Origin of the sequence: Tardiphaga sp. 768_D3_N2_1 (assembly GCF_052076105.1) — a bacterium.
Classification (GTDB): domain Bacteria; phylum Pseudomonadota; class Alphaproteobacteria; order Rhizobiales; family Xanthobacteraceae; genus Tardiphaga.
In genome coordinates this window covers 3,044,245-3,063,831 of the sequence record NZ_CP197245.1, presented here as the reverse complement: position 1 = coordinate 3,063,831, position 19,587 = coordinate 3,044,245, and the positions used below count along the sequence as shown (strand labels likewise).

Here is a 19,587-nt window from a genome sequence, read left to right as displayed (position 1 = left end):
TCACAGTGCCATTGATGATTTCAATCGCCCGCGCTGCACTGGTCGCCATCGCGCTGTCTTGCGCGGCTCCCATGCCGGTGCGCGCGCAAATGCTGCTTCCGACGCGAAGCGAAGCGCCGCAGATCGTGCCGCCCAAGCCATTGTCGCGGACGGAGCTACCGCCGGTTGAGCGCGGTGAGCGGGCAGGGACCGGATTCTTTGTCGACGATTCCGGGCATATGCTGACGGCGCGCCGTGTGGTTCAGGACTGCAGTCGCGTGATGATCCAGAAGGAAGGTCGCACGATGTCGGCTCGCGTTGTCGCTCTGTCGACGCCTTATGACCTGGCTCTGTTGCGCACAACAAAGACCCGCGGTCTCGCGGCTGTGTTTCCCCGCAACGTGACGTCGTCCCCCAACGATATGATGTTTGCGGCCGACTATGCGAACCTGCCGATAATGCTCGCACGTGGGGGCGTGCTCGCCAATGCGTCGGTGGGCATGACATCCGGCAGCAGTGAAGCAGGGCATATTGCGCTGAATTCCACCGTAACATTCGGCAGCAGCGGCGCGCCGGTGATGGATTCACGCGGCCTCATCGAAGGCGTTGTCAGCAGGAAGACATCCGTCAATCGGGTGCTCGCGGTCGGTTCGGCCGGAGCCAAGTCGTTCCTCGCGGCGAGCAACATCCGGTTTCAGGAAGATGACCGGCCGCAAATCGCGGGTTCGGGATCTCGTGCGCATCGCGCCGCCAGCATTTCGGCACGCGTCATTTGTGTGAACTAGGGGAGCTATTGTCATGATGCTGTTTCGCCGGCCGTCCTCATCTCCGTCGCGATGGCGTTTTGCCAGGCTCTCTGCATTGCTGGCATCAATCGGTCTGATCTCCGCGCCGGTACCGGCGCGTGCGCAGGGGCTCGACTATCGCAGCCCCGACGCTGCGCCGCCCGCCTGGGGCCAGTTCGCCAAACTCGTGAAGTATCGTTTCGAGGAATGGATGTCCGCCGACGAGGCGATCGCCAATCGTTTTCGCGCCTCGCTGAAAGAGGCCAATGGCACGCAGGACGGACCACCAGCGTCACTAGTCGTCAAGGCCTGGCTCAATCCCGACGGGACCGTCGAACGCGTGTCGTTCGCGAGCTTCAAGGACGATCGCGCCAACACCGATCTGCGTACGGTGTTGACCCGCGGAAATATCGGTGAAGCGCCGCCGCCGGAAATGCTGCAGCCAATCAACCTACGGTTTTCGCTCAATCTATCAAAGTAATAGTTGCAGGGCCGGTCGAAGTGGCCGCTCTGCCGGGCATCCAATGAAGGGATGACCCAGCAATTTCAATTGTTGGCACGACTCTTGCTGCTTGTCGGAAGGCGATAGGGCAGTAGCGAGAGTGTATCTTGAGAAACGTATTGACCCACAGAGCGAGAACCTGGTGTGTGAACATCTGGCGTGAAATCAGGGATTCCCTGAAACACGCACCAATGCATTAGCCGGATGCCGACCGTGCACCGCATGTAGCCGGACCGACTTTTCGACGGGGTTCTTTCGATTGATCGCCTCGCTCATTTTTCCCCGGCAGCGGACGGCGCCCCCTCCGGGCTTTTCACCTGCGGCAACAGCAACCTCTGAACCATACTCAAATCCGTCGAACCGCATAGGTTCTTTCGATTTCTGCAATGAAGCAGGTCTCTCTAAGGTTCAATTTGCGGATGCGCTGCGTCGATGCGTAGCTGCATGCGCCCTGTTGGCGAAGGGGTGAGCATCTGGGGTCATCCGACGTCGCTTGTTCGTTGGTATTTTCTCCCGGTCCAATCTTGCCTCTCGAGAATACCCGATTGCCCTCCAGACACATGAAAGCGCGGCCATGACGTCTCCAGTTGTCTATTTCCTCAATGGTCCCAACGCCAATCTTTATGGACTGGACAAAAGCGGCACCTATGGCCGCGAAAGTTTCGTCTCGATCAAGAAGCGCTGTGAAGACCATGCGGCTTCGCTCGGCCTGACGGTCGACTTCCGCCAGTCCAATCACGAAGGCGTTCTGGTCGACTGGATCCAGGAGGCGCGGGAGAAGGCCGAGGGGATCGTCATCAATGCCGCCGGTCTCACTTACTCGTCGGTCCCGATCCTCGATGCGTTGCTCACTTTCGAGGGCCCGATCATCGAGGCGCATATGAGCAATATCTGGAAGCGCGAGCCGTTCCGCCATCACTCCTATGTGTCACGCGCGGCGACCGGCGTGATCGCCGGGCTCGGTGCACTCGGCTATGAACTGGCGCTGACAGCGGTGTCGCGTCTGATCGCCGAAAAGGTAGCGCAATGACGTCGGAGGTGATGGCGTTCCACAGCGCCTTCGATGACTTCGAGACGTGGCGTGCGGCGCTGGCCGCGGAGGGGATCGATCTGCGGCGGGCAGATGATATCACCGCCCCGACGCGCGTAAGGCAGGCGCTTGTCTGGAAGCCACCGCATGGCTTCTTTGCGCGCTATCCGAATCTCGGCCTCGTCGTCAATCTCGGCGCCGGCGTCGACGCGCTGGTCGGGCGTGACGACCTGCCGGAGGTTCCGATTACTCGCCTGTCCGATCCGAAGATGGCGCGGATGATGGCTGGCTATGTGTTGTTCGCGGTGACGCGGCACGCACGCGACATTCCGGCCTTCGAGCGCGCCCAGCGCGAACGCCGCTGGCACTATATTCACCCGCGCGATCCCGAGACCATCACCGTCAGCATTCTCGGCCTTGGCGAACTCGGACTGACCGCGGCGCTTGAATGCGCCCGGCAAGGCTATCGCGTCCGTGGCTGGTCCAACACGCTGAAGTCGGTGGAGGGCATCGCGACCTCTGCCGGTCTGTCCGCATTGCCGGATATCCTGGGCGATAGCGACATTATTGTCTGCATGTTGCCCCAGACGCCGCAGACAAGCGGACTGCTGAATGCCGAGCGCCTGGCGCAGATGAAGCGTGGCGCCGTCTTCATCAATGTCTCGCGCGGCAGCATCGTCGATGAGCCGGCTTTGATAGCGGCGCTGCGCTCGGGGCATATCGCGGAGGCCACGCTGGACGTGTTTGCCTCCGAACCACTGTCGCCGGACAGCCCGCTCTGGGTGATGGACAATGTGCTGATCACGCCGCATCTCGCATCGGTGGCGCTGCCGGGGTCGGCGGCGCAACAGATCGGCGAGAATGTGCGCCGGCTGCGCGCCGGGCAGGAACTGCTAAGCCGCGTCGATCCGCGCCGGGGCTATTGAGCCCGGCGCGAACTGGCCGCCAACGGCAAAGGCGTCGCGCGCGTAATCGGCGAATGTCTGTACCGCCGGTCGGAGTGCATGGCGCTTCAGACGCAGCGCCATGACATGCGTTGCCGGCAATTTTTCGGTGATCGGCACCACGGCGACGCGACTGCCATCATAGCCAATGGTGGTGCGCGGCACGGCATTGTGGATCGAATATCCCTGGCCATTTCCGATCAGTCCGCGGATCAGCTCGAATGACCGGGTCCGGAAGGAAATGCGCGGCTCGATACCGGATGCCGTAAACAGGCTGGCGAAATAGTCGCGCGAATGCGGCAAGTCCAGCAGGATGAACGGCTCGTCGCGCATTTCAGTCAGGCTGATCGACGACCGGTTGGCTAAAGGGTGATCCGCCGACAGCACGATATAGGGCGGCAGCTCGCAGAATTTCTCACCGACGATCTCGTCGGGAACAGCGAAGGAGTAGGACAGCGCGAGTTCGGTCCGTCCGGAGACCAGACCGTCGATGATTTCCTGCTGGTCGCCTTCTTCCAGTTTCACCGAGATGCCCGGCTGGCGCTCGCGAAAACCGGACAGCAGCCCCGGCATGAAGCGTGTGGCGAGGGTCGAAAAACTGCCGACGACGATCTCGCCGTGCAGCGTGCTGCCCAGGGATTGGGCGCTTTGCGCAAAATCGCGCGCATGATTGAGCAGCAGCCGTGCATCATTCACCAGCCGCTGGCCTGCCGGGGAGAGCGTCACGCCTTTGGCGAGATGACGAACGAAGATCTGGACGCCGAGTTCTGCCTCCAGCTGGCTGAGTGCGGCCGAGATCGAGGGCTGCGAAACGTTCAGGCGCTTGGCGGCTTCTGTCACGCTGCCCGCATCGGCCGTCTCAACCACATAACGCAGGGCCCGGAGCGAGAACCTCATCGTGTTTTCCTATGCATCTCCAAACATAAAAATATTTTCCTTATGATAGGCCCTTCGGCACCCTGTCGTCCAGTCGAACAGGAGCCGATCAATGATCCGCACGGGTGAAGAATACAAACAGGGCATTCGCGATGGTCGCGAGGTCTGGATCGATGGCGAGCGCGTCAAGGACGTGACCGCGCACCCGGCGCTGAAGCCGATCATCGACGTCAAGGCCCGTATGTATGACATGGCGCGTGAAGAGCGTTACGCCGCCGACCTCACTTACGTTGAAGACAACGAGACACATTCGATCTTCTACAAGCCGCCGACGGAACAGAAGGACTGGCACGACAAGATCAAGGCCGTCGATCACGTGATGAAGGATATCGGCGGCGTGGTCACCCGCGTCGGCGACGAGACCATCGGCGAGATGTGGTCGCTGACAGACGGGCGCGACGTGCTGGCCGAGATCGATCCGCGCTTCGCCGCTAATATCGATCATCACATCCGTGCCGTGATCGAAAAGGACATCTTCCACGTCTCAGCCAATACCGATCCGAAGGGCGACCGTTCGCTGCCGCCGCAGCAGCAGGATCCGGATCTCATGGTTCACGTCACGCGTGAGACCGATGCCGGCATCATCATCCGGGGCGCGAAATATGAGACGGCTGCGGCCTATGCCGATCAAGCCTATCTGAAGCCGACCGTCGGCGCCTGGGCCAATGAGAAGCTGTCCGATTATGCGGTCGGCTGCATCGTCAAGATGGGCGCACCGGGCGTCAAGCATATCTGCCGCGGCGGCTTCGCCAATCGCAGCAGCGCCAACATCAAGGACTATCCGCTCGCCAATCGCTTCGACGAGGTCGAGGCGCTGGTGGTGTTCGACGACGTGCTGATCCCATGGGAAGACGTGTTCTTCTATCGCCACACCCGCGCGGCGCAATTCGTGCGCTCGACGCTGCATCGCTATTCAGCATTCCCTTATGTGCTGCGTCTGCTTTACACCGCCGACATGATGATTGGTGCGGCAATGTGGAACGCCAAGCAGACCGGTCTCGACAAGCTGCAGTCGGTGCGTGAGAAACTCGCCGATCTCGTCTGCTACCGCGAAGGCATCAACGCACATCTCACCGCCTCCATCGCGATGGCGGAGAAGAGCCCGGGTGGTCTTCTGATGCCGCAGCAGTCGATGCTCTATGCGGGCCGCGTGTTCGCCTGTTCGCAGCTCCCGGCGATGATGCACATCGCCCGCGAGTTGTGCGGTGGCCAGATCTGCATCACCCCGAATGCTGATGCCTTCGAGGCTGAAGGCAGCGGCAAGTGGCTCAACAAGTTCTATTCACTGAACGATCAGTGGCAGGCCGACGATCGCCGCAAGCTGCTCGCCTTTGCGCGCGACCTGCTCAATTCGGACTATGCCGGCCATCGCCTGACCTTCGTGCAGTTTGCGCAAGCGCCGCACTTCAATCATCTGGCGGCGGTCTATAACAGCTTCGATTTCGCCGGACCGCTGGACTTCGTGAAGAAGTCGGCAGGTCTGTCCGATCGTATCGACGGGGCGAAGTCGTGAGCGCAGCAGCACATCCGCTGGTCGAGGTCGATATCTTCCGCGACGCCATGCGGATGACGGCTTCGGGCGTGGCGGTGGTGACCACGGATGGCGAAGCGGGGCGCGCAGGCGTCACGGTGTCATCGCTGTGCTCGCTGTCAATGGAACCGCCGTCGGTGGTGTTCAGCGTTCACCGCGACAATCGCGGTCTCGAAAAGCTGCTCGCCAATGGCGTGTTCGTCGCCAACGTGCTGTCCGACGAGCAGGAGCGTGTCGCCAGCAGTTTTGCCGGGTTGATCCCCGAACTGCGCGACAATCGTTTTCTCGCCGGTGACTGGTCAGAACTGCTCACCGGCGCGCCGGCGCTCGACGGGGCACTGTGCAATTTCGATTGCCGCGTCGCCAGCGTGTTCGATTTCGGCTCGCATCGCATCGTCGCAGGTGAGGTGCTGAACGTTCGCAACCAAGCTGCGCTGCCCCTGATCTTTTCCGATCGCACATTCCGCCGTCTCGTCGCCTGAGGATCTGCTTCATGACCACCCATCAGCGTTTTCGTAAGTTCAACACCAAGGATGCGTATCCCGAACAGTCGCTCGACAACGATGTCTGCATGGTCGTTCGTGCCAACAACACCGTTTATGTGCGCGGCCAGACGGCCATGGATCTCGACGGCAAGATCGTCGGCATCGGCGATGCCGCTGCGCAGACCGAGAATGCCATGACATGCGCCAAGGTGCTGCTTGAAGAGGCAGGCTCCAGACTCGAGGACGTGGTGAAGATCGTCATCTACATCACCGACCGCGCCTATCGCGAGCCGGTCTATCGCGTTGTCGGCAAATGGCTGAAGGGCGTCTATCCGGTTTCGACGGGGATTATCGTTCAGGGCCTCGCCAAGCCTGAATACCTGATGGAAATCGACATCATTGCGGAAATTCCGGCGTAACGACGCGTCTTTCGCCGGCACTACAAAGATCAATCGGACGTTTGCGGCTTCATCTTTCGCATGATCGATGAGCGCAGTTACGCGCGCCCGTCCGGCGGAAATTCTTGAGATAAATCAATCGTCTGGCACGATGTTTGCTTTTCTTTCTGGGTCATAATCCTTGTGAGGTTTCGAGATGAAGCGCGCCTTGAAGTTTACTGCATTGATGTTGCTGTCGACGCTCGCGATCGGCGGGCAGGCATCCGCCCAGGAGAAGCTGGTGGTCAGCACTTGGGGTGGAAGTTTCCGCGATCTGATCGATGAAGCGATCGCCAAGAAGTTCACTGCCGAGACCGGCGTGAAGGTTGAATACATCACCGGCGGCACGATCGACCGTCTCAACCAGGCCAAGCTCGCGGCTGCCAAGCCCGAGAGCGATGTCACCTTCACGACGGCTCATGTCGGCTGGCTCTATGCCAACGACAATCTGTTCGAGAAGCTCGACATGGCGAAGATCCCGAATGCGAGCCATCTCGTCGAGCAGGCCAAGATCAGCCCGTATCACATCGGCGCCTGGGCCTATGTCTACACCATCGGCTATCTGCCCGATCAGTTGCCCAAGGGCGTGAGCTTCGAGAGCTGGGAAGGCCTGTGGAATCCTGCGCTCAAGGGCATGATCTCGTCGCCCGATTTCGATCCGAGCCATGTGATGGTCGTTGCAGCCAAGCTCTCTGGCGGCGATGCGTCGAACTGGGAAGTCGGCGAAGCCAAGATGAAGGCGCTGAAGCCGAACTACAAGGCGTTCTACACCAACGACGCCAATAGCCAGCAGCTGTTCGCGACGGGTGAAACCCCGGTGCAGGTCGTGCTGTCGATGAATGCCTATTACATGCAGAACCAGGGCGTGCCGATCAAGCTGGCGATTCCGAAGGAGGGGGCCGTGCTCGGCGTCGATACGATGGGCATCACCAAGGGCTCGACCAAGGCCGAGCTGGCCTACAAGTTCATCAACACCGCGCTCGATCCGGACGTGCAGGCGAAGATCGCCGAGCTGAAGAAGGGAAGCCCGGTGGTGGACAACGCCAAGGTCAAGCCTGAGATCGCAGCATTGCCGGGTGTCTTCACGACTGCGGATCAGTGGGCGAAGCAGACGCTGGTGATCGACGCCAAGCTGCGGGCCGAGAAGACCGGCACTTGGCGCAAGTGGTTCACCGAGAACATCATGGCTCCGTAAATAGTCTGGATCGCGATCCGGTCGCTACCGCCGGATCGCGATCCATCGTCTTGAGCTTACGACGTCGAGTTTATCCATGAATACACGTCCATTTCTGGGATGGTTCGTCTCGCCGGCCGGCCTCGTCGCTGTGGGGCTGATCGCGGCGATGCTGGCTGTGTTTCAGTACAGCGTGCGGGCCTATATTCCCGGTACGCTCGAAGTCGGCGGATTCACCTGGGCGAATTTCGAGGCCATGCTGCGTCCGCTCTATGCGCTGGCCTTCTGGAACACGGTGCTCCTGTGCTTCGAGACGGCACTCTTCACCTTGCTGCTTGCTTACCCATTGGCCTATGCGTTGACGCGCACCAACAGTTCGGCGCTGCGTTCCTTCATCCTGATCGTGTCTGTGACGCCGCTGTTTCTGGGCGAGGTCGTGCGGACCTATTCCTGGATGATCGTGCTCGGCAATAACGGATTCCTGAACTCGCTGTTGCTCAAGCTCGGTCTGCTGGATCGTCCGCTGCAAATGATGTTTACCGCCGGCGGCGTAGTCGCGGCGCTGGTGCATGTGACCATGCCGATCATGGTCATCATGCTGGCCGCAGCGCTGTCGCATATCGATCGCAATTACGAGAAGGCTGCCGAGAGCCTCGGCGCCGGCCCGATCCGGATTTTCCTGACCATTACGCTGCCGCTGTCGATGCCGGGCATCGTTGCTGGCTTCTCCACCGCTTTCGCCTGGACCTTCAGCGCGTTCGCGACACCGCAGCTGATCGGCGGTGGTCGTGTCGCGACTGTCTCGACCTTGATCTATCAGCTCGGTTTCTCGTCGTTCAATTTCCCCTTCGCCGCCAGCCTCTCCATCATCGGCCTCGCTTTGTCGCTGGCTGTGATCGCGCTGCTGAAAAAGGCCGCGAGCCCACTCGAACGCATGGCGGGCACGACATGAAGCGCTCACCTGCAACTCTCGCGCTGCGATGGTCCGGCCGCGTCCTCGTGGCCCTCATCCTGCTGTTCGTGCTGTTGCCCGGCGTCGTCGTGGCGATCTCGGCTTTCAACGACCGTGCGATCCTGCAATTTCCGCCGCAATCCTGGTCGCTGCGCTGGTTCTGGCGCGCTTTCTCTTATGCCGATTTCGCAAAGGGGTTTTGGAATGGCCTGACCGTGACGGTCTGGGCATCGAGCATCGCGGTGGTCGTCGGCTCGGCCTTTGCCTTCGCGATTCATCGCTACAAATTTGCGCTCAGGGATTTTCTCGAAGGCATTCTGCTGTCGCCGCTGATCATCCCGCATTACACTGTCGGTCTCGGCATTCTCATTCTCGCCTCGCAGACGGGTGTTGGCCGCGGTTTTCCGCTCGTCATCTTCGCCCATGTGGTGATGGTGCTGCCTTTCGTGATGCGCAGCACTTACATCTCGCTGGAAAATCTCGACACGCGGCTTGAACTGGCAGCCTCCAGTCTCGGCGCCACGCCTTTGCGCATCCTGTTCACGGTGACGATCCCGCTGCTGGTCCCGGGCCTTCTGAGCGGCTGGCTGTTTGCCGCGATCCTGTCTTTCAACGAGTTTACGGCGACGTTGTTTGTCAGCAGTCAGGCGACGCAGACGCTGCCGGTGGCCATGTATAACTACGTCCGCGAATTCGCTGATCCCACGCTGGCCGCGCTGTCGGTCATCTACATCGTCGTGACGGCAACCTTGCTCACGATTGCAAATTCCTTCCTGGGCCTCGGGAAAATCCTGAATGTTGATGCGCACTGATCCGATGACAGCCGACATGCCCTCCGTGGCGAGCGACAAGATTCGCCCGGCGGTGCAGCTCGATGGCGTTACCAAACGTTTCGGCGATTCCGTCGCGTTGCATGAGGCGTGGCTGAAGATCCGGCCGAGCGAGTTCATGACCCTGCTGGGGCCGTCCGGCTGCGGGAAGACAACGCTGCTTAATCTCATCGCTGGCTTCCTCGAAGCCGACAATGGCGAGATTTTCATCGAAGGCGCTCTGGTGACCGAGACGCCCGCGCATATGCGCGAGATCGGTATCGTTTTTCAGAACTACGCGTTGTTCCCACATATGAGCGTCGCGAAAAACGTCGCTTACGGCCTTACGACCCGCGGCGTGGAGAAGAAGGAGATCGCGCGCCGCGTCGAGGAAGCGCTGGCGCTGGTCAAGCTGTCCGGCTTCGCTGACCGCAAGCCGCGGCAATTGTCCGGTGGTCAGCAGCAGCGTGTCGCGCTCGCGCGAGCGCTGGTGATCAAGCCAAAGGTGCTGCTGCTGGACGAGCCGTTCTCGGCGCTGGACAAGAATCTTCGCGGTTCGATGCAGGTCGAGCTCAAGCAGATCCAGCGCGAGCTTGGTGTTACTACCATTTTCGTCACCCATGATCAGGGGGAGGCGCTGTCGATGTCCGATCGTATCGCTGTCATGTCGGCCGGTCGCATCCGCCAGATTGCAGCGCCGGACGATATCTATCGCCGTCCTGCCGATCGCTTCGTCGCGTCCTTCGTGGGTGACGCCAGTGTCCTCAACGGCAGGCTGGTCGCGCGGCGCGGCGATGTCGCGGTGGTCTCGATTGGCGACATGAGCGTCAATGTTCCTGCAATACCTATTGCCGAAGTGGCGATCGGTGATGCCGTGGATGTGTTCGTGCGGCCCGAGCATCTCACCGTCACGCCGCGCGGCGCGATGGGATCGCTGCCGGGTACCGTGACGGCGCAGGTGTTTCAAGGCGGCCATGTCGATCTCTATATCGACGCGCCCGGCAGTACGCGTGAGCGCATCCTGCTACGTTCGCCCGGTATTGCGGCGCTGTCGTCTTGTCCGGTCGGAGCCGAGATCGGATTGAGCATCGGCTCCGACGACATCGTGGCGTTCCCGCCAGGCGAAGCGCCGTGAGGCATTCGCGTCTAGAACGACGGCGCAGCGCCCGGATTCATCGCGCGTGCGACATAGTCTTTCTGCTGCGGCCGGTAGCGTTCCCACAGCGCGCGGAGTTCGCCGATCGGCGCGTCATGCCAGTCGACACGCAGATCGACCACAGGCCAGTCGAACTGGTGCGCCACATGCAAGCCCGCCGCATGTTCGTCGTCGGTCTCGCCGCCGGCATCGAGTCCGGCTTCCAGCGCCGACATCAGCCGCTCCGCCAGCGGTTGCCCGGCGGTCGCCTCGAACCGCGCGATCATCACGCTCGGCACTTTTTCATCGACCAGCAGATTGCCGAGCGCGAGGCAGCCGGCGCCTTGCGCAATGCCGACGATCGGCAAGGCCTGTGTGCCGGAATGCCACGCGACCTGGCCGTAGCGATCAATCACGCCAACCTGCCGCCAGGCCGGCTGCGGCGTGCCTTGCGTCAGGTTGCTGAGCACAGCGCCAGCGCCGAGGCCCTGACGCAGCAGCGCGAGACCGGTCGGGCCGAGTGCGGGGTCAGTGACGTTCTGCGACACCACGAGGCCGAGCGGTCCCACCCAGGCGCAGCGCGCCGGCACGGCAATGCTCGACGACGTAATGGCAATGCCGAACGCGCCGGTCTCGGGACAGCGTGCCGAGATGGAATAGGTCATCGTGATGCTCCTGCAATCGTAAAAGTATTGGTAGTATAGATGATCGAAAGAATAGCTCAAATACTTTGCGATCTGATCAGTATTGAAAGTATAAGCGCGAATTCGAATCTCGATATCATCGTGTATATCGAGCGGATGCTTGCGTCGTCGGATGTGTCCTCGCGCCGCGTGCCGTCGCCGGATGGCCGCAAGGCCTCGCTGCTCGCGACGATCGGTCCGTCGGATCGACCGGGTGTTGTCCTGTCGGCGCATACGGACGTCGTGCCAGTGGAGGGACAGGCCTGGACCGTACCGCCTTTCGCAGGCGTGATCCGCGACGAGCGCGTCTATGGCCGCGGTGCGACCGACATGAAGGGCTTTCTGGCCGTCGTTCTCGCGAACGTGCCGCGCTTGAAGGAGGCGGCCATTGCGGCGCCCGTGCATCTGGCATTTTCCTATGACGAGGAAGTCGGATGTCGCGGCGCGCCCGATCTTGTGCGGACGCTCATGCAGTCCGTCGCGCCGCCGGTGCTCGCCATCGTCGGCGAACCAACGAGTATGCGTGTCGTGCGTGCGCATAAAGGCAAGGTGGCGCGCCGCCTCACAGTGACGGGGCGCACCGGCCACTCGGCGATGCCGCATCGTGCGGCCAATGCGGTCGATGCCGCGGTAGCAATCGCGCATGCGCTGCGTGGCTTCGCGGATGAGGAAATCACGTGCGGCGGCGATGCCGCTTTCGATCCGCCATTCACCACGATCCATGTCGGCTCACTGCATGGCGGCAGCATGGTCAATCTGGTGCCGGAACGGGCCGTGCTGGAATACGAGATCCGCATGATGCCTGGCCGTGACGCAGGCGAGATTCTTGCGCGGGTCGATGATGTGGTCGCCCGCGAGCGCGACCGGCTGCGCACCAATGCGCCGGAGGCTGACATCGTCTCCGAGGAACTGTCGGCCTATCCCGGTCTCGACACCGATGCGAAGGACGCGGCAACGGGATTTGTCGCGCATCTCGCCAGCGACACGAAGCCGCCGACGACCGTCGCTTTCGGCACCGAGGCAGGCCTCTACGCACAAGCAGGCATTCCCACGCTTGTCTGCGGACCCGGCGACATGGCCCGCGGCCACAAGGCTGATGAATGGATCGGCTTCGACGAACTCGCGGCTGCGAACGCGATGATGGACAGGCTGGCGGATTTGCTGCGTCGGCCGAGTGAAGAATGGATGTGGAGTCGATGACGGGCGAGGACGTGACGGTGACATTCAACATGCAGGCGGTCATCGCGCCGCGGACCGGCGGCCCCGATGTGCTGGCGCAGGTCGTGCGGCCGGTCCCGGTGCCCGGTCCCGGCGAAGTGCTGATCGAGGTTGCCGCAGCCGGCGTCAATCGTCCGGACCTGATGCAGCGAAGCGGCGCGGTGCCGCTGCCGCCGGGTGTCACCGATGTGCTCGGGCTCGAAGTCGCGGGCCGTGTGGTCGGTGGCGACGCGGCCCTGCAAGGACAAAGGGTGATGGCGCTGGTGAAGGGCGGCGGTTATGCGCGCTATTGCATCGCCAAGGCGTCGCATTGTCTCGCGGTGCCAGAAGGTCTGCCGATGGACGAAGCGGCGGCGTTGCCCGAAGCGCTGTTCACCGTCTGGCACAATATGTGCGAGCGCGGTCGGCTGGCGAAGGGCGAAGCGGTGCTGGTGCATGGCGGCGCCAGCGGCATCGGCACCATCGCGATCCGCATGGCCATCGCTCGCGGCGCGACGGCCATCGCGACCGTGGGCAGCGAAGCCAAGAAGAAGGCAGTGGAAACGCTCGGCGCCATCGCAATCAACTATCGTAATGAGGATTTCGTTGTCGCGGCGCGCGACGCCACAAACGGGCGGGGCGTCGATGTCGTACTCGACATCGTCGGTGGGCCCTATGTTGCGCGCAATCTCGATGCCCTCGCGCCGGGCGGGCGTCACGTCAGCCTGTCCTTCATGGAAGGCGGCGTCGTGCCGATCGATCTCGGACTGGTGATGCGGAAGGGATTGTATCTGACGTCGTCGACGCTGCGGCCGAAGTCCGACGAGGAGAAGACCGCGATCGCCGCAGCGCTCCGTGCCGAGGTGCTGCCGCTCGTGGCATCCGGCGAGGTGAGGCCCCTGATCTGGCGCCAGTTGCCCCTCGGGGATGCTGCGCAAGCTCACCGCATTCTGGAAGCCAATGAAAACATCGGCAAAGTGCTGTTGCTGCCGGCTGGCGCCACAGCATGAGCAGCAATGTCGACCGCAAAACCCGCATGTCGATACTGGAGCAGTCCCATGGCGACAACTAGGCCCTCCCTCAAACTGACACATGCCGGTGCGCTCAAGGCACTGGCGGGTGCCGTCGCCAAGGCAGAAGAGCTCGGCGTGCCGCAGAACATCACTATCGTCGACGACGGCGGCAACCTGATGGCCTATGTCCGAATGGACGGCGCCAAATTGCTGTCGCGGGAAACATCGATGTCCAAGGCCATTACGGCCGCGTCGCATCGGCAGCCGACATCGCGGCTCAATCCCGCCGACGAGATCAAACTGGCCATCGCAGGCGGCGGGCGCCTGACCAATCTCGAAGGCGGATTGCCGATCGTGATCGGCGGCCAATGCGTCGGTGCCGTCGGCGTGGGATCTGGCACCGGCGCGCAGGACGTCGAAGTCGCGCGCGCCGCACTGGCGGCCATCGATGCGGAGGATCAGAAGCCATGAGCGACAGGATCGAACTGTTCTACGCGCCGACATCGCCCTATGTGCGCAAGGTCATGGCTTGCGCCATCGAACTGGGATTGGTGGATCGCATCGTCAAGCTGCCGAGTGCCGCGCATCCGCTTAAGCGCGATGAGCGGATTGCGGCCTTTAACCCGCTCGCCAAGGTGCCGGCGGCGAAGCTGACGGATGGCACGCTGCTGTTCGACAGCCGGGTGATCTGCGAATATCTCGACGACCTCGGACACGGTTCGCTGTTTCCGCGTGGCGCGGAGCGCTGGCGGGTGCTCACCGAGCAGGCGCTCGGAGATGGCTTGCTCGATGCGGCATTGCTGGCGCGTTATGAGAACACCTGTCGCAGCGATGCACAGCGATCGTCGGACTGGATCGATGGTCAGATGACCAAGATCGCTGCAGCGCTCGACCAGATGGAAAGTGACGTTGCAGTGTTCGGCGCCCGCATCAGCATCGGCAGCCTCACCATCGCCTGTGCGCTCGGCTATCTGGATTTCCGTTTCGCATCATTTGACTGGCGTAGCTCGCGGCCGGCGCTGACCGACTGGTTCGCAACCGTGTCGGAGCGGCCGTCACTGCGAGATACATTCCCGGCCGAGGGATAGCCTGTCGTCAGCTTTCTGCTTCGACCCAGTTCAGTGTCATCCGCATGGCATGGCTGTGCCGGGCGTCGATCAGCCATTTTTCCTCACGATAGCAGATCGAGCGCAACAGGCTCTCGATGGCGAAGGAGGCAAAGAACCGCGGCGTGACTTGCTCGACCTCAATGGGACCGAGCGGAAATGCGATGATCGACGCCGCCTTGAGGTGGCTGTTGTTCGGGAGAGGTTCTGAGGCGCGCAGCAGATTGAGCGTCTCTATGGCAATGGTTTTCTGACCGGGCATCGGGGCATTCTGCCGAAAACCTTACGCTGCCAGCCAGTGCTTAATTTTTCGTGGAGGCCGGCGTCGCGTGGCTCAGGCGGCCAGATGAAAATCAGAAATCTGCACGCGATTTCGGCCTGCCGCCTTGGCCTGGTAGAGCGCCGCATCTGCCCGGCTCAGCAAGGCCTGCAGCGTTTCAGGCTCGGTTGACCGGATTGCGATCCCCACGCTGACCGTGGCGTGGATAACGCCGGCGGAAGTCGGAAACGTCTTTGTCTCCAGCGTCGATCGGATGCGCTCGGCGACAGCGGCCGCTGCTTTTGGGCTCGACCCGGATAGGACAATGCAGAATTCCTCGCCGCCCAGACGCGCGGCAACATCTTCGGCGCGTATGTTCGAGAAGATGACCTCGGCAAAGGCGCGCAGCACACGGTCGCCGGCGGCATGGCCGAACTGATCATTGATCGTTTTGAAGTGATCGAGATCCATCACCAGAATGGCAGTGTTGGATGCTGTCTCCGTTACCTTTTCGCCAAACAGCGCGCGCCGATTGAGCAGGCCTGTCAGAGGATCGGTCATCGCATCCGATTTATGCCGGTTCGACGTTCGGATCTGGTTGATCGTCAGTGACAGCGCACCGATCCCGGTCAGACCGACGATCACCATGAGTGAATTGAACTGTTCTGCCCAATTCATCGGCCGATCGGTCAGCACGAATTGCCCCGTGCGCCAGAGTTCGATGCCGCAAGCCACGAACGATGCGGCCGTGACGAGATAGAGCAGCGCATTTGCGACCATCAGCAGCGGTGCTTCGGCGCGTGCTTTCCAATATTGCGCAGCCGAGAGTGCAACGAGAAGACCCGTGCCGAAATTCGCGGCCATCGTGCCGACGCCGGTGTAACCAAGCGCAAAGCCGATAATCATCGGAACGAGCCCTGCAGTGGTGACGAGGGCGGCCCGGAGCCAATGGGCCTGGTTCGAGCAGAATTGCGTGGTGCCCGCATAGATCACCCCGAAGCCGACAAGCAACAATATGAATGCAGCGAGCTGTAGCCTCGAATCATACTGCTCGAAGCCTGCATAGATGATGACGGCAACAACCGTGGTCGCAAGACCGATCGACCATGTCAGCAGATAGGTCTCGGATCGCGCGACGAGCCAAGTTGCGAGCAATGTGAGCGCGAGCGCAGCGCTGGAGAGACCGATCGCTGCGAAAATGGAGGATTGATCAAGCAACATGATATCCGAACGCGGTGTAATTTATTTGGTACGCAATAAGCAGCACCCACTTACCACCGATCGGTGGCGGGGCCACCCATTTTGTATGGTCAGCAAAGCGTTACCGGGCCCGTAGACGGAATGTCTGGAGGTCGTAAGGCCCGTGTTTTGCGACGATCTGTGCCGGAACGAGACGTAGCGAGCGGCGTTTTCCTGAAGGGCATCACGGAGGGTTGAACATGAAAAAGATTCTGGCAACGGCGGCGGCTGCACTGATGATCGCGAGTTTCACGGCAACGGCGGCTTCTGCGAAGAAAGTCCATCATGGCTACAAGGCGCATCACGGGTATTACGGGGCCTATGGCCAGATGCGAGGTCCCGCAATCTTCCGTGGCAATGCGGCGATGAGCGGCAATCACGGCAATTCCGCCTATGGCAGCAACTCGCTCGGCCATATCAAGGGCGGCAATATCGGGGGCGGCAAGTAGCGCGGCATGACATCGGAGAAGACGAGATCGATCGTTACAATGCGACCGATCTCGTTAACGTGTTTCTGATGGCTTGATGGTATTTGGCCGCCTCGCAACTTACAGTTAGGCTTCGTCATGCTCCCGGATGGCCGTTATTCGGCATGGTTTCGTATTCCCGACAAGGAAGGCATGGGCATCATCACGCTGGCTGATGGTCGATTGTCGGGCGGCGATACGGTGATCGCCTATAGCGGTTCCTATATCCAGACCGGCGATACTTTCACGGCGACGATTGCGACCCGTCGGCATGCGGAGGGCCAGCCAGCGATCTTCGGCATCGATGAAGTTGAGATTGATCTGGTCGGGACATCTAAAACGACGACGGCATCCTGCACAGGTGTCGTGAAGCAACGGCCCGGCGTCCCGTTTGAAGTCGTGCTGGTACGCATGGATGGCTAGGCCTGCGGTCTATTCGCGCAACTCGTACTGATGCCGCAAAAGCTGAACCATGTCCTGGACGCGCTGACGCCAGGCGCGTGCGTCCGGTACCGATCCGGCTGCCGGTGTGATGCGTAACATGGCGTTCCAGGGTCGCGTACCGTAGACAACCACCTCGAAGCCGGCTGCCGGACAGCCATCGATCCCCTTTAGCGCGCGCAGGATCACATCCGCGATTTCCGACCGGTCAAGCGTGCGGGTGCTCTCGACCGCAAGTTGCGGCTCCAGCGATGCCGCTGGATTTTCCTCCGCGACGACTGGACCGAAACCGTCTCTGGTGTCCGCGTCAGGCTCTGGCCTGACCGGTTCGGGGTCACCCGGCCTTTTCATGAGTCGTTCGACCAGACCGAGCAGGCCTCGATCACGTTCGGGCGTTTCTTTCACATCTGCAATCCGATACCAGCGGCGATACGCGATTTCACATCTTCCGCGAGACGTTGTCGACCAGTCCCGAACGAGTTGCGGTGCACAAATGCGCTGCGGGTTGGCTTTGTCGCAAAAGTTTCATGCGCGGCCTATAGTGGGGCGTCACGCATTCCCCTCAGACTTTCTATGCGCCGGCCTTAAGCCTGCGTCAGGATGGAGACGATCGCCGTGAAACCGTTCCGCTTGGTATTTGCTCTGTCCGCGCTGGCGCTTGCCGCCATATCGCAGCCCGCCCGTGCTGCGGACGTCATCTGCTACAACTGTCCGCCGGAATGGGCCGACTGGGCTTCGATGATCAAGGCGGTGAAGACCGACCTCAGCATCGAGATGCCGCATGACAACAAGAACTCCGGTCAGGCGCTGGCGCAGATCCTCGCCGAGAAGGCCAATCCGGTTGGCGACATCGGCTATTTCGGCGTCACCTTCGGCATGAAGGCCAAGGCGCAGGATGCGCTCGAGCCTTACAAGCCCGCAGGCTGGGATCACGTCGATGCCGGCCTGAAGGACTCCGAGGGTTACTGGACCACGATTCATTCCGGCACGCTCGGCTTCTTCGTCAACAAGGATGCCCTTGCTGGCAAGCCGGTGCCGAAATGCTGGAAGGATCTCGCCAAGCCCGACTACAAGGGCATGGTCGGCTATCTCGATCCGACGTCGGCCGCCGTCGGCTATGTGGGTGCAGTTGCCGTCAATCTCGCGCTCGGTGGCACCGACCAGAATTTCGATCCGGCCATCGCTTTCTTCAAGGACTTGAAGAAGAACGACGCGATCGTGCCGAAGCAGACGTCCTATGCCCGCGTCGTCTCCGGCGAGATGCCGATCCTGCTGGACTATGACTTCAATGCCTATCGCGCCAAGTATTCCGAGAAGGGCAATTTCGAATTCGTCATTCCGTGCGAAGGCTCGGTCGTGTTTCCCTATGTGGTCGGTCTGGTGAAGAACGCGCCGCACAAGGACAAGGCCAAGAAGGTCATGGACTATCTGCTGTCCGACAAGGGCCAGGCGATCTGGACCAATGCTTACCTGCGTCCAGCCCGCAAGATCGAACTGCCGGAAGCCGTGAAGGCCAAGTTCCTGCCGGATAGCGAATATGCCCGCGCCAAGAGCGTGGACTGGGGCAAGATGGAGCTGGCGCAGAAAGGCTTCAGCGACCGCTATCTCGCCGAAGTCCGTTGATGCAGAATGGTGCCCCGGCGGGGGCAGGGGCACCATAATTTCATGTCGCACCGTAATTTCATCTGGATCTGCCTGCTGCCGCTCGTAGTGGTGACAGCAGCCTTCTTCCTCTTGCCGATGGCGCAATTGCTCGCTGTGGGCGCCGGCGGATCGCGCGGCGTGTCCGCCTATCTCGCGATCATCACCGAGCCGCGCTATCGCGCCACGCTGATTAATACGGTCGTGCTGGCTGCGGCGACGACCATCGCCACACTGGTGATTGCCACCATCGCCGGCCTGTTCCTGCAGCGTCATCGCTTCCCCGGCCGCGCCGTGCTGATCGCAATGCTGACATTCCCGCTGGCATTTCCTGGCGTCGTGGTCGGCTTTCTCATCATTCTTCTTGCCGGACGTCAGGGCCTGATCGGCGCCATCACCGCCGCGGTGACGGGCGAGAAAGTTGTTTTCGCCTATTCGATCTTCGGTCTGTTTCTCGGCTATCTCTATTTCTCGATCCCGCGCGTGATCCTCACGGTGATGGCAGCGGTGCAGAAGCTCGATATCGGGCTGGAGGAGGCGGCGCGTTCGCTCGGTGCGAGCCCGTGGGCGGTTCAGCGCGATGTGGTGCTGCCGGCGCTCGGGCCCGCCTTCGTCGCCTCGGGTGCGATCGCCTTTGCCACAGCCATGGGTGCCTTCGGCACAGCCTTCACGCTTGCGACAAACATCGATGTGTTGCCGATGCTGATCTATACCGAGTTCACATTGGCGGCGAATTTTGCGATCTCGGCGGCGCTGTCGATCGGACTCGGTGTAATCGCCTGGGCGATCCTCGCGCTGGCCCGCTCGATGAGCGGCGGCGCTGTCGCGGCGGCGGGGTAAGC

Annotated in this window: 24 protein-coding genes; 19 read left to right on the top strand and 5 right to left on the bottom strand. The window is 61.4% G+C overall.

Going from position 1 to position 19,587, the window contains the following annotated elements:
* Window positions 1-14 precede the first annotated feature (14 nt).
* The 4 genes from AB8A27_RS14340 (at window position 15) to AB8A27_RS14325 (ending at window position 3,222) form a co-directional block, all read left to right on the top strand.
* Window positions 15-764, top strand: coding sequence for a S1 family peptidase (locus AB8A27_RS14340; protein ID WP_441242458.1), 750 nt, complete (start codon window positions 15-17; stop codon window positions 762-764).
* A 13-nt stretch (window positions 765-777) separates the two neighbouring features.
* Window positions 778-1,245 carry a hypothetical protein gene (locus AB8A27_RS14335; RefSeq protein ID WP_441242457.1) on the top strand — a complete coding sequence of 156 codons (468 nt, stop codon included), beginning with the start codon at window positions 778-780 and terminating at the stop codon, window positions 1,243-1,245.
* A 595-nt stretch (window positions 1,246-1,840) separates the two neighbouring features.
* Window positions 1,841-2,296, top strand: a complete 456-nt coding sequence (locus AB8A27_RS14330) for a type II 3-dehydroquinate dehydratase (RefSeq protein ID WP_441242456.1) — start codon at window positions 1,841-1,843, stop codon at window positions 2,294-2,296.
* Window positions 2,293-3,222, top strand: coding sequence for a 2-hydroxyacid dehydrogenase (locus tag AB8A27_RS14325; protein ID WP_441242455.1), 930 nt, complete (start codon window positions 2,293-2,295; stop codon window positions 3,220-3,222). Before AB8A27_RS14330 ends, AB8A27_RS14325 begins: the two co-directional genes overlap by 4 nt.
* Here the strand turns inward: AB8A27_RS14325 and AB8A27_RS14320 are convergent.
* Window positions 3,190-4,137 (bottom strand): LysR family transcriptional regulator, encoded by a 948-nt coding sequence (locus tag AB8A27_RS14320; RefSeq protein ID WP_441242454.1) that lies wholly within the window; start codon window positions 4,135-4,137, stop codon window positions 3,190-3,192. The two genes, AB8A27_RS14325 and AB8A27_RS14320, sit on opposite strands and share 33 nt — an antisense overlap.
* Window positions 4,138-4,228: 91 nt before the next feature.
* On the opposite strand from AB8A27_RS14320, the gene AB8A27_RS14315 reads away from it, so the two are divergent.
* The 7 genes from AB8A27_RS14315 (at window position 4,229) to AB8A27_RS14285 (ending at window position 10,699) form a co-directional block, all read left to right on the top strand.
* Complete coding sequence (locus AB8A27_RS14315; protein WP_441242453.1) at window positions 4,229-5,689, top strand: 4-hydroxyphenylacetate 3-hydroxylase family protein; 1,461 nt, start codon at window positions 4,229-4,231, stop codon at window positions 5,687-5,689.
* Window positions 5,686-6,189 (top strand): flavin reductase family protein, encoded by a 504-nt coding sequence (locus AB8A27_RS14310; RefSeq protein ID WP_441242452.1) that lies wholly within the window; start codon window positions 5,686-5,688, stop codon window positions 6,187-6,189. The genes AB8A27_RS14315 and AB8A27_RS14310 overlap by 4 nt, the downstream gene beginning before the upstream one ends.
* A gap of 11 nt (window positions 6,190-6,200) precedes the next feature.
* Entirely contained in the window at window positions 6,201-6,611 is a 411-nt protein-coding gene (locus AB8A27_RS14305; RefSeq protein WP_441242451.1) for a RidA family protein, read from the top strand.
* Between the two features lie 175 nt (window positions 6,612-6,786).
* Window positions 6,787-7,824 carry an ABC transporter substrate-binding protein gene (locus tag AB8A27_RS14300; protein WP_092151743.1) on the top strand — a complete coding sequence of 346 codons (1,038 nt, stop codon included), beginning with the start codon at window positions 6,787-6,789 and terminating at the stop codon, window positions 7,822-7,824.
* A 76-nt stretch (window positions 7,825-7,900) separates the two neighbouring features.
* Window positions 7,901-8,755, top strand: coding sequence for an ABC transporter permease (locus tag AB8A27_RS14295; RefSeq protein WP_092151741.1), 855 nt, complete (start codon window positions 7,901-7,903; stop codon window positions 8,753-8,755).
* The gene (locus tag AB8A27_RS14290) at window positions 8,752-9,567 is read left to right on the top strand and encodes an ABC transporter permease (protein WP_441242450.1); all 816 of its coding nucleotides are present in this window, start codon (window positions 8,752-8,754) and stop codon (window positions 9,565-9,567) included. The genes AB8A27_RS14295 and AB8A27_RS14290 overlap by 4 nt, the downstream gene beginning before the upstream one ends.
* Window positions 9,551-10,699 (top strand): ABC transporter ATP-binding protein, encoded by a 1,149-nt coding sequence (locus tag AB8A27_RS14285; protein ID WP_441242449.1) that lies wholly within the window; start codon window positions 9,551-9,553, stop codon window positions 10,697-10,699. Before AB8A27_RS14290 ends, AB8A27_RS14285 begins: the two co-directional genes overlap by 17 nt.
* Window positions 10,700-10,710: 11 nt before the next feature.
* Here AB8A27_RS14285 and AB8A27_RS14280 read toward each other — a convergent pair whose 3' ends face one another.
* On the bottom strand, window positions 10,711-11,364 hold the full coding sequence (locus AB8A27_RS14280; RefSeq protein ID WP_441242448.1) for a DUF1028 domain-containing protein: 654 nt from the start codon (window positions 11,362-11,364) through the stop codon (window positions 10,711-10,713).
* A 39-nt stretch (window positions 11,365-11,403) separates the two neighbouring features.
* On the opposite strand from AB8A27_RS14280, the gene argE reads away from it, so the two are divergent.
* Genes argE through AB8A27_RS14260 form a run of 4 tightly spaced genes read left to right on the top strand, consistent with a single transcriptional unit; the run spans window position 11,404 to window position 14,680 of the window.
* The gene (argE, locus tag AB8A27_RS14275) at window positions 11,404-12,582 is read left to right on the top strand and encodes an acetylornithine deacetylase (RefSeq protein ID WP_441242447.1); all 1,179 of its coding nucleotides are present in this window, start codon (window positions 11,404-11,406) and stop codon (window positions 12,580-12,582) included.
* On the top strand, window positions 12,564-13,589 hold the full coding sequence (locus AB8A27_RS14270) for an NAD(P)H-quinone oxidoreductase (RefSeq protein WP_441242446.1): 1,026 nt from the start codon (window positions 12,564-12,566) through the stop codon (window positions 13,587-13,589). Before argE ends, AB8A27_RS14270 begins: the two co-directional genes overlap by 19 nt.
* A gap of 48 nt (window positions 13,590-13,637) precedes the next feature.
* Window positions 13,638-14,063, top strand: coding sequence for a GlcG/HbpS family heme-binding protein (locus tag AB8A27_RS14265; RefSeq protein ID WP_441242445.1), 426 nt, complete (start codon window positions 13,638-13,640; stop codon window positions 14,061-14,063).
* An 8-nt stretch (window positions 14,064-14,071) separates the two neighbouring features.
* The gene (locus tag AB8A27_RS14260; protein WP_441244911.1) at window positions 14,072-14,680 is read left to right on the top strand and encodes a glutathione S-transferase; all 609 of its coding nucleotides are present in this window, start codon (window positions 14,072-14,074) and stop codon (window positions 14,678-14,680) included.
* A gap of 7 nt (window positions 14,681-14,687) precedes the next feature.
* Here the strand turns inward: AB8A27_RS14260 and AB8A27_RS14255 are convergent, their stop codons facing one another.
* The gene (locus AB8A27_RS14255) at window positions 14,688-14,960 is read right to left on the bottom strand and encodes a hypothetical protein (RefSeq protein WP_441242444.1); all 273 of its coding nucleotides are present in this window, start codon (window positions 14,958-14,960) and stop codon (window positions 14,688-14,690) included.
* Window positions 14,961-15,032: 72 nt separating this feature from the next.
* Window positions 15,033-16,178, bottom strand: coding sequence for a diguanylate cyclase (locus tag AB8A27_RS14250; protein WP_441242443.1), 1,146 nt, complete (start codon window positions 16,176-16,178; stop codon window positions 15,033-15,035).
* 218 nt (window positions 16,179-16,396) lie between these two features.
* Here AB8A27_RS14250 and AB8A27_RS14245 point away from each other — a divergent pair, with 218 nt between their 5' ends.
* Together AB8A27_RS14245 and AB8A27_RS14240 are read left to right on the top strand one after the other, a co-directional pair.
* Window positions 16,397-16,645: a hypothetical protein gene (locus AB8A27_RS14245; protein WP_092151725.1), complete on the top strand. Its 249-nt coding sequence runs from the start codon at window positions 16,397-16,399 to the stop codon at window positions 16,643-16,645.
* Window positions 16,646-16,762: 117 nt separating this feature from the next.
* The gene (locus AB8A27_RS14240) at window positions 16,763-17,086 is read left to right on the top strand and encodes a hypothetical protein (RefSeq protein WP_441242442.1); all 324 of its coding nucleotides are present in this window, start codon (window positions 16,763-16,765) and stop codon (window positions 17,084-17,086) included.
* A 9-nt stretch (window positions 17,087-17,095) separates the two neighbouring features.
* Here the strand turns inward: AB8A27_RS14240 and AB8A27_RS14235 are convergent, their stop codons facing one another.
* Window positions 17,096-17,455, bottom strand: a complete 360-nt coding sequence (locus AB8A27_RS14235) for a hypothetical protein (RefSeq protein WP_441242441.1) — start codon at window positions 17,453-17,455, stop codon at window positions 17,096-17,098.
* Window positions 17,456-17,719: 264 nt separating this feature from the next.
* Between AB8A27_RS14235 and AB8A27_RS14230 the strand changes: the two genes are divergently transcribed.
* Together AB8A27_RS14230 and AB8A27_RS14225 are read left to right on the top strand one after the other, a co-directional pair.
* Entirely contained in the window at window positions 17,720-18,727 is a 1,008-nt protein-coding gene (locus AB8A27_RS14230; protein WP_441242440.1) for an ABC transporter substrate-binding protein, read from the top strand.
* Window positions 18,728-18,769: 42 nt separating this feature from the next.
* On the top strand, window positions 18,770-19,585 hold the full coding sequence (locus tag AB8A27_RS14225) for an ABC transporter permease (protein WP_068732044.1): 816 nt from the start codon (window positions 18,770-18,772) through the stop codon (window positions 19,583-19,585).
* Window positions 19,586-19,587: the final 2 nt, after the last annotated feature.

Bases quoted from the DNA above. Each gene is read 5' to 3' on its own strand.
- AB8A27_RS14340 (WP_441242458.1), top strand. From the start codon at position 15: ATGATTTCAATCGCCCGCGCTGCACTGGTCGCCATCGCGCTGTCTTGC.
- AB8A27_RS14335 (WP_441242457.1), top strand. From the start codon at position 778: ATGATGCTGTTTCGCCGGCCGTCCTCATCTCCGTCGCGATGGCGTTTT.
- AB8A27_RS14330 (WP_441242456.1), top strand. From the start codon at position 1,841: ATGACGTCTCCAGTTGTCTATTTCCTCAATGGTCCCAACGCCAATCTT.
- AB8A27_RS14325 (WP_441242455.1), top strand. From the start codon at position 2,293: ATGACGTCGGAGGTGATGGCGTTCCACAGCGCCTTCGATGACTTCGAG.
- AB8A27_RS14320 (WP_441242454.1), bottom strand. From the start codon at position 4,137: ATGAGGTTCTCGCTCCGGGCCCTGCGTTATGTGGTTGAGACGGCCGAT.
- AB8A27_RS14315 (WP_441242453.1), top strand. From the start codon at position 4,229: ATGATCCGCACGGGTGAAGAATACAAACAGGGCATTCGCGATGGTCGC.
- AB8A27_RS14305 (WP_441242451.1), top strand. From the start codon at position 6,201: ATGACCACCCATCAGCGTTTTCGTAAGTTCAACACCAAGGATGCGTAT.
- AB8A27_RS14300 (WP_092151743.1), top strand. From the start codon at position 6,787: ATGAAGCGCGCCTTGAAGTTTACTGCATTGATGTTGCTGTCGACGCTC.
- AB8A27_RS14295 (WP_092151741.1), top strand. From the start codon at position 7,901: ATGAATACACGTCCATTTCTGGGATGGTTCGTCTCGCCGGCCGGCCTC.
- AB8A27_RS14290 (WP_441242450.1), top strand. From the start codon at position 8,752: ATGAAGCGCTCACCTGCAACTCTCGCGCTGCGATGGTCCGGCCGCGTC.
- AB8A27_RS14285 (WP_441242449.1), top strand. From the start codon at position 9,551: ATGTTGATGCGCACTGATCCGATGACAGCCGACATGCCCTCCGTGGCG.
- AB8A27_RS14280 (WP_441242448.1), bottom strand. From the start codon at position 11,364: ATGACCTATTCCATCTCGGCACGCTGTCCCGAGACCGGCGCGTTCGGC.
- argE (WP_441242447.1), top strand. From the start codon at position 11,404: ATGATCGAAAGAATAGCTCAAATACTTTGCGATCTGATCAGTATTGAA.
- AB8A27_RS14270 (WP_441242446.1), top strand. From the start codon at position 12,564: ATGGATGTGGAGTCGATGACGGGCGAGGACGTGACGGTGACATTCAAC.
- AB8A27_RS14265 (WP_441242445.1), top strand. From the start codon at position 13,638: ATGGCGACAACTAGGCCCTCCCTCAAACTGACACATGCCGGTGCGCTC.
- AB8A27_RS14255 (WP_441242444.1), bottom strand. From the start codon at position 14,960: ATGCCCGGTCAGAAAACCATTGCCATAGAGACGCTCAATCTGCTGCGC.
- AB8A27_RS14250 (WP_441242443.1), bottom strand. From the start codon at position 16,178: ATGTTGCTTGATCAATCCTCCATTTTCGCAGCGATCGGTCTCTCCAGC.
- AB8A27_RS14245 (WP_092151725.1), top strand. From the start codon at position 16,397: ATGAAAAAGATTCTGGCAACGGCGGCGGCTGCACTGATGATCGCGAGT.
- AB8A27_RS14240 (WP_441242442.1), top strand. From the start codon at position 16,763: ATGCTCCCGGATGGCCGTTATTCGGCATGGTTTCGTATTCCCGACAAG.
- AB8A27_RS14235 (WP_441242441.1), bottom strand. From the start codon at position 17,455: ATGAAAAGGCCGGGTGACCCCGAACCGGTCAGGCCAGAGCCTGACGCG.
- AB8A27_RS14225 (WP_068732044.1), top strand. From the start codon at position 18,770: ATGTCGCACCGTAATTTCATCTGGATCTGCCTGCTGCCGCTCGTAGTG.